The 12427-nt window shown below is 61.0% G+C and carries 15 protein-coding genes and 1 tRNA gene; 14 read left to right on the top strand and 2 right to left on the bottom strand.

Annotated features, from left to right (window positions below):
* The first annotated feature begins 69 nt into the window (after positions 1–69).
* From AC3A5N_RS02545 to AC3A5N_RS02605, 13 genes are all read left to right on the top strand, one after another.
* Positions 70–249, top strand: a complete 180-nt coding sequence (locus tag AC3A5N_RS02545) for a helix-turn-helix transcriptional regulator (RefSeq protein WP_487735730.1) — start codon at positions 70–72, stop codon at positions 247–249.
* A 392-nt stretch (positions 250–641) separates the two neighbouring features.
* Positions 642–830 carry a hypothetical protein gene (locus tag AC3A5N_RS02550; protein ID WP_487735731.1) on the top strand — a complete coding sequence of 63 codons (189 nt, stop codon included), beginning with the start codon at positions 642–644 and terminating at the stop codon, positions 828–830.
* Positions 830–1690 carry a hypothetical protein gene (locus AC3A5N_RS02555; protein WP_487735732.1) on the top strand — a complete coding sequence of 287 codons (861 nt, stop codon included), beginning with the start codon at positions 830–832 and terminating at the stop codon, positions 1688–1690. Before AC3A5N_RS02550 ends, AC3A5N_RS02555 begins: the two co-directional genes overlap by 1 nt.
* A 263-nt stretch (positions 1691–1953) precedes the next feature.
* The gene (locus AC3A5N_RS02560; RefSeq protein ID WP_487735733.1) at positions 1954–2295 is read left to right on the top strand and encodes a P27 family phage terminase small subunit; all 342 of its coding nucleotides are present in this window, start codon (positions 1954–1956) and stop codon (positions 2293–2295) included.
* Positions 2296–2297: 2 nt separating this feature from the next.
* On the top strand, positions 2298–2618 hold the full coding sequence (locus tag AC3A5N_RS02565) for a hypothetical protein (RefSeq protein ID WP_487735734.1): 321 nt from the start codon (positions 2298–2300) through the stop codon (positions 2616–2618).
* Complete coding sequence (locus AC3A5N_RS02570) at positions 2609–2893, top strand: hypothetical protein (RefSeq protein ID WP_487735735.1); 285 nt, start codon at positions 2609–2611, stop codon at positions 2891–2893. The genes AC3A5N_RS02565 and AC3A5N_RS02570 overlap by 10 nt, the downstream gene beginning before the upstream one ends.
* Positions 2890–3141, top strand: a complete 252-nt coding sequence (locus tag AC3A5N_RS02575; protein WP_487735736.1) for a hypothetical protein — start codon at positions 2890–2892, stop codon at positions 3139–3141. Before AC3A5N_RS02570 ends, AC3A5N_RS02575 begins: the two co-directional genes overlap by 4 nt.
* Positions 3142–3274: 133 nt before the next feature.
* Positions 3275–3907 carry an HK97 family phage prohead protease gene (locus AC3A5N_RS02580; protein WP_487735737.1) on the top strand — a complete coding sequence of 211 codons (633 nt, stop codon included), beginning with the start codon at positions 3275–3277 and terminating at the stop codon, positions 3905–3907.
* The gene (locus tag AC3A5N_RS02585) at positions 3904–5013 is read left to right on the top strand and encodes a phage major capsid protein (protein WP_487735738.1); all 1110 of its coding nucleotides are present in this window, start codon (positions 3904–3906) and stop codon (positions 5011–5013) included. Before AC3A5N_RS02580 ends, AC3A5N_RS02585 begins: the two co-directional genes overlap by 4 nt.
* Before the next feature lie 109 nt (positions 5014–5122).
* A complete protein-coding gene (locus AC3A5N_RS02590; RefSeq protein ID WP_487735739.1) occupies positions 5123–5536 on the top strand; it encodes a DUF6950 family protein in 414 nt (137 codons plus the stop codon).
* Positions 5537–5745: 209 nt separating this feature from the next.
* Complete coding sequence (locus AC3A5N_RS02595) at positions 5746–6387, top strand: hypothetical protein (RefSeq protein WP_487735740.1); 642 nt, start codon at positions 5746–5748, stop codon at positions 6385–6387.
* Between the two features lie 81 nt (positions 6388–6468).
* Positions 6469–7404: an LAPAL motif-containing putative phage structural protein gene (locus AC3A5N_RS02600; protein ID WP_487735741.1), complete on the top strand. Its 936-nt coding sequence runs from the start codon at positions 6469–6471 to the stop codon at positions 7402–7404.
* A gap of 164 nt (positions 7405–7568) precedes the next feature.
* Complete coding sequence (locus AC3A5N_RS02605) at positions 7569–8261, top strand: hypothetical protein (RefSeq protein ID WP_487735742.1); 693 nt, start codon at positions 7569–7571, stop codon at positions 8259–8261.
* Between the two features lie 83 nt (positions 8262–8344).
* On the opposite strand, the gene AC3A5N_RS02610 is transcribed toward AC3A5N_RS02605, so the two are convergent.
* Positions 8345–8421 (bottom strand) — tRNA-Arg (locus AC3A5N_RS02610).
* Between the two features lie 57 nt (positions 8422–8478).
* On the opposite strand from AC3A5N_RS02610, the gene AC3A5N_RS02615 reads away from it, so the two are divergent.
* Positions 8479–9225 carry a queuosine precursor transporter gene (locus AC3A5N_RS02615; RefSeq protein ID WP_487735743.1) on the top strand — a complete coding sequence of 249 codons (747 nt, stop codon included), beginning with the start codon at positions 8479–8481 and terminating at the stop codon, positions 9223–9225.
* 60 nt (positions 9226–9285) lie between these two features.
* On the opposite strand, the gene AC3A5N_RS02620 is transcribed toward AC3A5N_RS02615, so the two are convergent.
* Positions 9286–12192 carry a TonB-dependent receptor gene (locus AC3A5N_RS02620; RefSeq protein WP_487735744.1) on the bottom strand — a complete coding sequence of 969 codons (2907 nt, stop codon included), beginning with the start codon at positions 12190–12192 and terminating at the stop codon, positions 9286–9288.
* Between the last annotated feature and the right edge of the window lie 235 nt (positions 12193–12427).

Consider the following 12427-nt stretch of genomic DNA (forward strand, 5'->3'; position numbering starts at 1 on the left):
ACTGCTTGTCGCGCGCTCCTGAAATGCCGCTATTACTCCTGACGCCCTATGAAACGAAAGGCGTCAGACATGGCTCAATTCCTTACTCCGAAGGCTGTTTGCGATAAGATCGCCCTCAGCCGCGCCACGCTCGATCGCATGGTCGCCACCGGCAAATTTCCATCCCCGATCCGATTGACCGAAAGGCGCCTCGCCTACTCCCAGGCGGATGTTGAATCCTGGATGGCCGAGAGGATGGAGTCAGCCTGATGCAGAAACGCCGCCCAGGCGAGGGCGGCGCTGATCTGCATTGCGGCGATCGCGCTAACCTTAGCCAAAACCGTCCTATCCTTCAAGCGCCACCAGCCGCTGCTGCGCGGCTGCGCTGGCTAATGACGTTTTTCCCGTTCTTCGCGGAGGCGCGTCATGGCTGAGACTCCACAATCGCGCTGGCGAGATCGCAACCCTTGGGCGCGATGGGCGCACGTTGCTCTGGCGAGCGCAATCCGGCGCGGATTGGTGGAGCGCGAGCCCTGTGAACAATGCGGGGCGGAACCCGCCGATGGGCATCACGACGATTATCAGAAACCGGCTGCAATCCGCTGGCTCTGCCGATCCTGTCACCGGCGCCACCATGCCGAGGAAAAGCGGAGGGCGAAGGCGTGAACACGATCCTCACCGGCAACCACGACGAACGCGGACGCTTGTTCGCCGCTGTCGTACCCGATGCTCGCCATGTGACGCCCGAGGTGCGCGAAAGCCGCTTCGCTGCCAGCCTGGCACCCTTTCGCACGCGAGAGGCCGCAGAGCGTGCCTTGCTCGCCGCTGGCGCCGTGATTGGCGGTGACTGATGGGGCGCGTCCGCACATTCTCCACCCTGCCCGTCGCTGTCATCTCAGACACCGAGATGGCGGCGCTAGATATTCGCTGCCTGGCCGTGATCGCCCTTCATGACGGAATGAGCGCCGTGAAGGGCAAGGGCGGTGGCTGCTATGCCAAGAACAGCACCTTGGCTGCGCTGGCGCGCACCGATCCCACAAACTTCAGTAAGTCGCTCACAAAGCTAATCCGCAAAGGCTACGTCACCCGCGAACCTCAACTTATGGACAAGCGCCGGTTCACTCTGCGCGTCCAATATCCCACCGATGATACTTGGCGAGATGACCAACCTTCACCCGACCGCATCGACGGCCAAACGGGGGAGATAGTTGGTGAAGCCACCAATCCCGCGCCTGAGATAGTTGGTGACGGCGATGGCGAGAACGGCGGTTTCTCTAAGGAAAATGCTCGGGACTATATTTCCTTAAAGGAGGAACTAGATTCTGTAGAAACAGAGAAACTAAATTCCTCTGAAGAGGCGCATCTTGGCGATGCGCATTTTCCGCCTTCAGATGGTTTCTCAGCAGCCGACTTCGATGTCGACCTCAGCTCAGTATTGAAGAGAAATGCGGCTGAAGCCGGGCTTGGCAGGGTGACGGCACTTGCCCAGCACCTTCCGCGCAACTTCGGCAACCTCCCCCTAGGGGCACAGGTTTCGCGTCTCGATCAAGCTTACACCCAAGTGGGCCGCAATCCGAACACTCTCGATAGCCGCGAACGCGAGACCTTTATCGAGTGGCTCGACAGCATCGTCGACGAACATGCTGGCGGTGAACTCGACGCGATCGCTCAGCAAGCCGGTCGGCTGCACGCCGACCTGCACGTGTGGTGAGGGAGGCAACAATGCACCGCAACGAACTCGAACACGACTGGAGCGCACCGACCCGGCCTGTGTGGTGGGGGACGGGGCAAAGCCTGGCGGACTCACTCAGCCCTGACCGCCGCCCCCCGTCTTTTTTGCGCGGACGAATTAACAGCGCGACCAATCGACAGAGGGGGGAAGGAAATTGTTCACAGCCTTCCGAGCGGACACCGCGACGGGGCCACACTTTTTACAAACGCTGCCCCCGTTCATTCCGCGCAAGGAGAACCTGAATGAAGCCGTCAAAACCCCCATCGCACCTGTCCGTCGACGCCTCCGCGTGGTGGCGTGACGTAGTGCGCGACTACGAACTCGAGGCGCATCACCTGCGGCTTCTGCAATCCGCCTGTGAAGCTTGGGACCGGATGCAGCAGGCCCGCCAAGCGCTGGCCGATCACGGCGGACTCACATTTACCGACGAACGCGGCGTCATTCGCTCCCACCCTTGCGTTGCTCACGAGCGGGATGCGCGGATCGCCTTCGCTCGCCTTGTGCGCGAGCTGGATCTGGACGCTGGGGCGCCTGCCGAGACGAAGCGCCCGCCTGCCCTTGTCTCAAACCGCAGAGGAAACTGACGATGCCAGTAAAGCAACGCCGTGCGAAAGCTCGCGCCTTCAACGACTACCATCGCGAGCAACTGCTCTGCGGTCCTGACGCCTGCCTGCTCGCCGGTGTGGGCTATCTCACCGCGGGGACGTGGGCGCAGATGTCAGATGGCGAGCAGGAACTCGCCCTTGCCGACATGCGCCGCGACTGGGCCGCGCATGGACCGTCCCTAATGGCTTGGTGGGACGATCCCAAAGCCGCGGCGGTGACGAGCAAGCCTTGGGTTTGTCCTGTTCGCGATGGGGCGATGCCCTGGGCTGCGGAGCAGTTCGGAGAACCGCCATGCCGATGAAGCGCAGGACATCGAAGCGCCGCATCTCTCCCGAGGGCGAGCTGGGGGCGTGGAGCTGCTTGTTTGGAGCCGGATACGACTTTTTCGGCGAAGCTGCCGAGCTGACCGGCCTGGTCGAGCCCGTGAACGTCGATCCTCGCGATCGGGCAGCGGCTGAACGCGTGTGGCGCGATGCAGCGCGGGAAGCCTGGGCGCGCCTAGGCACGATGTTTCTCGCGACCGATACGGCTGAACGTGAACCTTGGGCACAACGCGAATTTGGAGAACCGCAATGAACAACCACTGGAACGAACTACCGAACCCTACGCCCGAACAAGTCGAGCAGGTCAAGAAGGTGGAGCGCGCGCTCTGCAACGAGATCAACTTGCTCGCCCGCGAAGGCATTCCCCTCCCGGTGCTGCTCACCGGTCTCGGCATGGCAGTCGCAGACTTCATCACCTGCACGGCTGGACCGGACGCTGTTGGTCCATGGTTCACGAAGCATGGGGCGATGGTCGAGCAGCTTCAGGGAAAGAGGCATTGACTTTCCTGCCAGAATATGCGACGGCCACCTTCGTCGGATCGCGGCTGTCCGCGACGAGACACCAATGCTCCCGCGGCTGTCCGCGCACATTGGCTGAAAAACGGGCTTCGGCTCGCAGCAAATGGTGCGCCTAATGGACTACGCGGCTTCTCCCTTTGACATCAAAGCGCTCAGTGACAGCGGGGCAATTGAAGGCTTGTTGGCCGGGTTCGGCGATGTCGACCACGGCGGCGACAAGCTGTTGCCTGGTTGCCTGAGCAAGTCGCTCGCATCCCGAAGCGCCCCACTCCCCATGCTCCTGCACCACGACATGAAGCGGCCGATTGGCGCGTGGAAGGAATGGCAGGAGCAATCCGAAGGGCTTTATGTGAAGGGCTCGCTGACCCTCTCCACCCGCGATGCGCAGGAAGCGCACGCGCTGGCGAAGGATGGCGCGCTTACCGGCCTCAGCATCGGCTGGAAGCCTCTCAAGGGTGACACCGATCGCAAGGGCGTGCGGACCATTATCGAAGCTGAACTTTACGAAGGCAGCCTCGTCACAGTGCCGATGCACGATCGCGCACGGGTTACGGCAATCAAGAGCATCACGAATGCCCGCGATATTGCCGAGCTGCTGCAGGAGGCCGGGCTTTCCGGCCGCAAGGCCAAGCTGGCCGCGGGTGCTGCCTGGAAAGCCCTCAACGAAACCGATGCGGACGAAGAAGAGGTCCGCGCAATTCTCAACGCTTCGGCCGCACGGATCGCGGCCATTGGAGGTACACGATGAACGCACTTACGAAGGACTTCACCGACGCGGTGGAGCAGCAACTGTCCAAGCTGGACGCCGATGTGAAGAGCGCTCTGACCAAGGCCGGCACGGTGGAAGCCATCATGCAGGAACTTGAGCAGAAGATGGCGCGACCTGGCGGCTACGATGGCCCTGAAACGAAGAGCTGGGGCGAGCAATTCACAGAGAGCGATGGGCTGAAGGCATTCGCCGACGAGCACAACCGCCCGGCTCGCTTCCGTATGGAGGTGAAAGCTACGATCACCACGGGCTCGACTTCTGGAGGGCCGCTCGGCGGCTCAGCCTATCAGGACACGGTCAATTCGCTGCCACAGCGCCGAATGCGCATTCGCGACCTGTTGCCGGTGGTCGGCATCTCGACCGGCGCCGTCGAATATCCGAAGCAGACCACGCGCACCAACGCCGCCGACACGGTGGTCGAAGGCGAGTTGAAGCCGGAGAGTTCGCTTGGCTGGACCATGGAGACGGTGACGCCGAAGGTTATCGCCCACTGGATTCCGGCATCGCGTCAGATCCTCGAGGACGCGCCGCAGCTTCGTGACACGATCGACAACGAACTGCTCTATGGCCTGTCCTATGCCGAGGAGCTCCAGCTTCTCAACGGCGATGGAACCGGCGAGAACCTCGACGGCCTGGTGACCAACTCGACCGTCTATGCCGCGCCAGACGGTCTCACCGCCGAAAACATGCTCGACACGCTCGCTCTGGCAATCCTGCAGAATGCGCTCGCTGAAGAGCCAGCGGACGGGATCGTTGTGCACCCCTCCGATTGGATGCGGATGCGGTTGCTCAAGGATACCGACGGGAAGTACATTCTCGGCGATCCGGCAGCGTCGGTGCAGCCGGTGCTCTTCGGACTCCCTGTGGTCGCTACTCAGGCGATGACGGTCGACAAGTTCCTGGTTGGCAACTTCCGCCGCGCTGCGACCTTGTACGACCGCTGGACGCCGCGAGTGGAGGTTTCGACCGAGCACGCGGACTTCTTCACTCGCAATCTTGTGGCGATTCTCTGTGAAGAACGGATCGCACTGGCGCCGAAGAATGCCGCTGCGCTCACATTCGGCGACTTTGGCAACGTCGCCTGATCAGATCCACCGGCTCCATCCCCCGCAGAGCCGGTGGTCCCTCAGGGGTGAGGGAGGCGGGAGCGGCTACCTCGCGGCCACTCCCGCCCATCCCCACGAGAGATAGGCTATGCAGAACGACCTGATCCGGCGGCACGAAGCGACCACCGCCACGATGGCAAAGTACCGTGAGAAGCCTTTCAACTGGAAGGCCGGCACGACCTGTATTCACCTGCTGCGCTTTCACCTTCGCAAGTTGGGTCACAAGCCCGAACCGTTGCCACGCATTCGCTCGGCAATCGGTGCCCGCCGCGCGCTCGACAATCGCGGCTGGAAGAATGTTGGCGACATGCTCGACAGCATGTTTCCCCGCATCGGTTGGGCAAGCATGGCGCTGGGCGATGTCGCGATGCTGCGCAGTGGCGATGGCTTTGGCGCGATCACGATCTGCGCGGGGCCGTCCAAACTGCTCGGGTGGCATGACGAAGCGGCCGGAATGGCTGTTCTGGAGCCGCTCGAAATAGAGGGAGCGTGGCGTGTCTAAAGCATTAAAAACGGTCGCACTGGTCGCCGGCACTGTGGCCTTGGTCGCGACCGGCGTTGGCGCATTTGCCGCACCGGGATCTATCGCCGCATTGACGGCCGCGAAAGTGGCCGGGGTGGCATCGATCGTAAGCGGTGCGGCAGCGCTCGGCGCGCACGCCCTGACGCCCCCGACGCCTGTTACCGGCACAGTCACAAAGGAATGGATCGATGACGCTGCAGAATGGCCTACTCTACAATCGCGAAGCCTACCTGTGGAGCGACACCGCAGTCTGGAACGAGAAGGGGGCGCGGATCGGAACGTCGATCAAGACCTACGCGGGCACCTATTGGCCGTGGTTCGCCGCCTACAGCGGTCATTCGCCGTCTGGCAACATTCACTGGCTCATGGAGCGGCTGGTCGCGCGCGGGAGCTTTACGCCCGAGGAGCTATTGCAGGACGCGTCGAGGGAGCTGCGCGTGGCGGCGGAGGAAGGGTTCAATTGCCGCCTGCTGTTCGCCTTCCTGTGCGAGCATGACGGCGCAAAGCTCTATCACATTGCGGCAGAGGCCATGCCGGGGCGCACACCCTTTCAGGCCGTGCGCGTCGCAAAGCAGCTAAGTTCGGGTGGCGACCGCGAGTGGTATGCGGCCTATGCCGACGCTGACACTCCCGAGGCCATGCGGGAAATCATCGCTCTGCAGCTCGCCGACAACGGACCTGACGTGATGGGTATGGAGCTAGAAGAGCCTATCAGCGATGTTATTGAAACACGCGTCGGAATGAGCGGGTTTAGCCATACGCAGCTTCGATTGGTCGATGGGCGATTGGAAGAGGTGCCACTTGGCGACGGGTTCGCAGGGGCCGCCTGAAATGATAGCGTTTGGCATCGCGCCGCCCGAGCTCCATCGTTCAGGGTGGGTTAGCGCCATAGGCGCCAAATCGGGGGGATTATGAGCCACGCTGAATTTATTCTGACCTATGATGGTCCCGCGCTCGCGGACCACGAAATGAATGTTCGGGACTTGGCACCTGCGATGCTCGCAGTGGGCGAGGCTTTTGAGGGCATGAACGCCCTGTTCAATGGCAAGTCGGCACAACTGGCTGTTAACGTCCGAGCGCACCAACCTGGGTGCTTTAAGGTTGCGTTCGATATCGTCCAGATCGCGAAAGACGCCACGCCGATCCTGACCGGCCCAGGGGTGCTTGCCGCCAACAACCTTCTACAACTGCTAATTGGCACGGGCACAGTTGTTGCGGGCACCGTGGGCGGCATCGTTTGGATGGTGAAAACGTTCAAGGGCAAGAGTCCTGACCGTATCGAAAAGCTCACCCCTGGCCTGTTTAAATTGTTCATCAACGACCAGGTCTATGAGGTGCCGCTGGAGCTACTTCAGGCTTACCAGGATTTGCGCATCAGGCGCGCGCTGGAGGGGTTCGTCGCCAAGCCACTGCGTAAGCCTGGCATCAGTGAAGTTGTAATTGCGCACGGCATGCGTTCAGTTCGTATCGACAAGGACGAGGCTGAGTATTTTGTCGCCCCGGAGCCTGACACTGACATCGTCATCGACGATACGCGGAGAGCGGCATTCACTATTCGCGATCTGTCGTTTGACGAAGACGGTTTCTGGCGCCTCTATGACGGATCCAACCCCGTTAAGGTCAAAATTGAGGATCCCAGTTTTCTGAATCAGATCGAGAACGATGAGATTCGCTTTGGCAAGCACGACGTGTTGGTGTGTCTCGTGCATTTCGTGCAGCGTCGCACTGGTAGAGGCCTCGAGAACGAGCATACAGTCATTGAGGTGATCGAGCACATCGCGGCGCCGCGCCAACTACGGCTTCCAGACATTAGCGAGCCAAACAATGGCGACGACGGCACTGCGTAAGCCTACGACCACCAAGCTGCCGCTATTTCGACATAGGTCGGCCCTGAGCTTGCCCCTGTAGATTTCCTAGGGCATTCTGGCGATGGCCGAAGGGAGCGGCGTGGCGCTCGCGGGGGCAACCGCCCACAGCGCCTTCGCCTTTTTGAGCTGAGGGATAGGCGCGGATGGAGGGGGTCGAAGAACGCAAGACCAAAAAATTCGCCGTGGCTGGGGGTCTCGCATCTGCCGGATATCTCATCGTGATGACGGTATGGGCCGTCGCCGAATGGCCTGAGCTGCTGGCCCTCACCCCGAACGAGTTTGGCGATTTGCTGGCAGGCATATTCTCCCCCCTCGCCTTTCTCTGGTTGGTGCTTGGATTCTTTCAACAGGGCGAAGAACTTCGCGCGAGTGTGCGGGCTCTGGACCTCCAGGGGCGTGAATTGAGCGCATCGGTGGAGCAGCAACGCGAACTTGTCGCTGTTACACGCGAAGAGCTGGAGTTTCAGAGCCAGCGCCTCAGCTACGAAGATTCTGAGCGCGACCGCAAGTCTCAACCCATTCTCGAACTTACTCCCACAGGAAGCAGAGGCTCTGAAAAAGAAGGCACGCGAGTTTTCACGTTTAATCTCTCTAACTTCGGAAAGACAGCAACAAACTTAAAGATCGAAGTCGTCGGCGGTAAATTGCTATCCAAAATTCCACTGCTAGAGGTTGGAAAGATTCAGGGTTTTACAGCAAGACTCCCATTGCATTTTGACGAAAAGAAGCTTCTGAGAGTTGGCTACGTCGATGAACAGGGTTTAAGTCGCACACAATATTTCACGCTCGCAAATGAGCATGGAAGCTTAATCTGTGAGCCAGAGGAACCCGCTTAGCAGCGATCGTGTCGCTAAGGGCTTAGAAAGTTTCCTATACGTTACCTAAACCAACTAAGGTAACTCCAAAAACCGCAGAATTGTGGCGCGCCCGGCAGGACTCGAACCTGCTGCCTCAAGATTAGAAGTCTCGCGCTCTATCCAGATGAGCTACGGGCGCGCACGCCATGCGCCATAGCGCGCTTTTCCGGAGGCGCAAATCGCGATAGGCAGCGCCATGGACGAGACACCGCAGCGCATCGAGACGGGGCGAGGCCCGCCGCCGGCCTTCCGTTACTACGATCTGGTCATGGCGGCCTTCGTCGCGATCCTGCTGCTGTCGAACATCATCGGGGCCTCCAAGCCATCCTACGTGACGCTGCCGGGAGGCACGGAATGGTCGTTCGGCGCCGGCGTGCTGTTCTTTCCGATCAGCTACATCATCGGCGACGTGCTGACGGAGGTCTACGGCTACGCCCGGGCGCGGCGGGTCATCTGGACCGGCTTTGCCGCGCTCGCCTTCATGGCGGTCATGGCCTGGATCGTCGTCGCTTTGCCCGCGGCGGACGGATGGCCCGGGCAGGAAGCTTACGAGTTCGTGTTCGGCAATTCGTGGCGCATCGTGATCGCCTCGATGGTGGCGTTCTGGGCCGGCGAGTTCGCCAACAGCTTCGTGCTCGCGAACATGAAGGTCTGGACCGCGGGTAAGGCGCTGTGGGCGCGGACGATCGGCTCGACCGCCATCGGCCAGGGGCTCGACAGCCTGATTTTCTACCCCCTCGCATTCTGGGGTCTCGCAGGATGGCCGGTCGAACTGCTGTGGCAAGTCGTGCTGTCGCAGTGGCTGATCAAGACGGCGTGGGAGGCATTGCTGACGCCGGTGACTTATCTGGTCGTCGGCGCGCTCAAGCGGCGTGAGGGGATCGATATCTACGACACCAAAACGAACTTCTCGCCGTTCGCTGGAACTGCGCAGCGGGGGTAAAAAAGGAGCCGGCCCCGCAAAGGACCGGCCCCTTCCCCTCTCCCCCAACCGTCGTTCCGGTCAGAACCTCGCGCCGACCGCCACGCCGTAGCGGCGCGGATCGAGCGTAAAGATGTTGGTGAAGTTCCCCGACGTGGCGTCGGTCACGTAAAGGCCCGTCATCGACGAGCTGTCGAAGATGTTCTGGACGAACCCGCGCACGTACCAGCGCTCGTCCGGACCATTGAGCTGGATCTGCGCATTCGCCTGGACGAAGGGTTCGATCCGGTTGACGTTGCCGTTGAAGACATTGCCGTACTGCTCGCCAGTCAGGGCAATATCGAAGCGCGGTATGAGCGTCATGCCATTGGCGAACTCGGCAGTGTACTGAACGCCTACCGATGCCTTCATTTCCGGCGCCTGGGGCAGCTTGTTGCCCTTGATGTTCACCTGGACGCCTGGGCTTAGGACGGAGAAGCCCGCCGGCGCGTTGGCCTGCAGCACCGAGCAGATGCCAAACGCGCCGGTCGAGGCGATCCCGCTGTCGGACGGGAAAGCCTCCGGCGCGCGCAAGCCTAGGCCGGTATTAACTGCTGTGACGAAAGCCGCCGCCGCACCGGGCGCGGGGCCGGTAACCGCGCAGAGGGAACCGTTTGAGATGTCCTTGATGATCACCGCATCGGGATCGCCCCCGCCCGGATCGCGAGGATTGGAGAAGAACTGATCGCCTGCGACCTCGGCATTGAGATAGCTGAAGTTCGCATTGATCAGCCATCGTGGGCTCGGGCGGATGACGCCTTCGATCTCAAAGCCCCAGATGTTTGCGTCGATCGAGTCGTTGACAGATGTCCGCGCGACGATGCGGCTGAGCTGCAGATCCTTGTATTTGTAATAAAATGCCGTTGCATTGAGCTGCAGGGCTCCATTAGCGAACGTGTTCTTGGTTCCGATTTCGAACGCGTCGATCGACTCCGACCCGAAGCTTTCGGGCACCTCGAAGGCAGGCGAAAGCGGCGGGTTGATACCGCCCGACTTGTAGCCCCGGGAATAGGAGGCATAGAACAGGTTGTCCGGTGTCGCCTGGAAGTCGAGCACCGCGCGCCCGGTGATTTCGTCAAACGAAACCGAGCGCTCCTGCACGATCTGGTTTCCGTCCGTGCCCGGGTCTGCGTCGTAGGAACCTACGAACGGTGAATCGAAGGGGTCGCCGTCGTTACTGAACGGATTGAGGAAGCTCGCCAGCGTATTGCGAGCGACAATTGACTTCTCATCGTTGTTGTAGCGCAAGCCGCCGGTGAACTTAAGCCGATCGCTGATGTCGAAGTAGACCTCACCGAAGATGCCATAGCTGTTGAGTTCGAAGTCTCGCGTGTTGTTGCGGTACATTGAAGTTGCGAGATACGCTGGCGGGGCGCCGTTCGCGGAGGCAGAGAAAGTGCCGAGAATGCCCGTGGCGTAGTCGAGACCGAACGAGTTCACGTAGTAGCTGTTCTCCGACACCCTGCTGTTCGCATAGATGCCGCCGACCAGGAAGTTGAACGCCCCGTCGAAGTCGCTGCTCAGGATGGCTTCCGCCGACCATGATTTCTGATCGCCGTTCGACCGGTCGAACGCGAGCGGCACGTCCGAACAGATCGCGTGTCCTTCGTAGGCGCCCTGGCTTTCCTGGCGATTGTTCGAGGTGCACAGTTCGCCGGTGGGTCCGTTCGGGATCAGCGCCTCGGCGATTGGTGCGAAATAGGCGCTCGACCCAGGGGCGCCGGTGCCGTTCTGTGCGAGGAAAGCCAGTGTACTCAGCGCGGCTAAGTACCCCGAACGGTCTAGCACGCCGAGATTGTAGTCTTGCCGAGAATCGACCGAGGTTTCCTGATAGATCCCGCCAACCGACAGGTTTAGATTACCAAACCGCTGCTCAAGGCGCGCCTGCACCTGCAGTTCGTCGGCGAAATATTCAGGCGTGAATGCGGTGCGGACCGTGCGCACGTCGTCAGGCTCGTCGAAGTTCGAGTACCCGTCGCCGTCATCGGGGTAGATGCTGCCAAGTCCGAGGGGGAGGATACCGATCGGAATGCCCTGAATGGCAAAGAGTTCTTGGGAACTCAGTACCGAGGCAAGCGTCGAGTCCGCATTGGTCTTATCGAAATCGAGCCGGGCATTGAGACAGCCCAGAACGCCGGTTGGGTCGCGCTGACAAGCCTGCTTCTGGATGCGCAGCCGATTGTCGTTCTCGCGGAAGTAGTAACCCATGAGATCGATCGTGGTGTCAGGCCCCGGCTCGAAGCGCAGGCTGCCGCGGATCGCGTACATGTCGCGGTCGTCGATCCGGCTGTCGTCGTAGAGGTTGCGGGTGTAGCCGTCGCGGTTGAGATAGAAGCCCGCGAGCCGCACGCCCAGAACGTCGCCGATGGGCAGATTGATCATGCCCTTGGCCTTGATGCTGTTGTAGTTGCCGTATTCGAGCTCCGCCGCGGCGGCGACGCCCGAGAGATCGGGCTTGGCGGTCACGACGTTGACCACGCCCGAGGTCGCGTTGCGGCCGAACAGGGTGCCCTGCGGGCCGCGCAGCACTTCGACCCGCTCGAGATCGAAGTATTCGGTCTCGAACAGGCGTGTGCCGAACAGGGGCGCGCCGTTGGTGTGGATCGCCGTCGCGCTGTCGCAGCTCACGCCGACGCACAGATCGCCGATCCCGCGGATCGTGAAGCTTGCGCCGGTAAAGTTGCTCTTGGTGAACGAGACGTTCGGAAGCGTCAGTTGCAGGTCGCTCGCGTTCTCGATCTGCTGCGCCTCGAGCGCTTCGGCAGTGAACGCGCTGACCGCGATCGGGACTTCCTGAAGACTCTGGTTCTGGCGCTGGGCAGTGACGACGATAACAGGGCCGCCGGTCGCAGCGGCGACGCCTTCATCTGCGTCAGTCTCCTGAGCGTTAACGGGAAATGCGAGCACGCCGGCACAAATGCCGGCAAGCAGGGTAGCCTTGCCCCTCATTCGTCCTCTCCTCTTGTCCAGTCGTCTGATGCGACTTGAACTGCAAGGAAAGTAAATCAGGATGAGCGCTTCTGGCAATAGGGTTGCCCAGTAGAGCCACTCGGCAGCCCGGAAATTTCCGAATACGATTGCATCGCAGAAGCCGCAGAATGCAGCATTCCCCTACGTCAAAACGTCTTGCACAGCACCAGCGGCTCCGTGCGATTTTATTCACCGTTGTTGCACTCGGGAGACT

The organism is Pelagerythrobacter sp. Soil_C_18 (assembly GCF_057657235.1).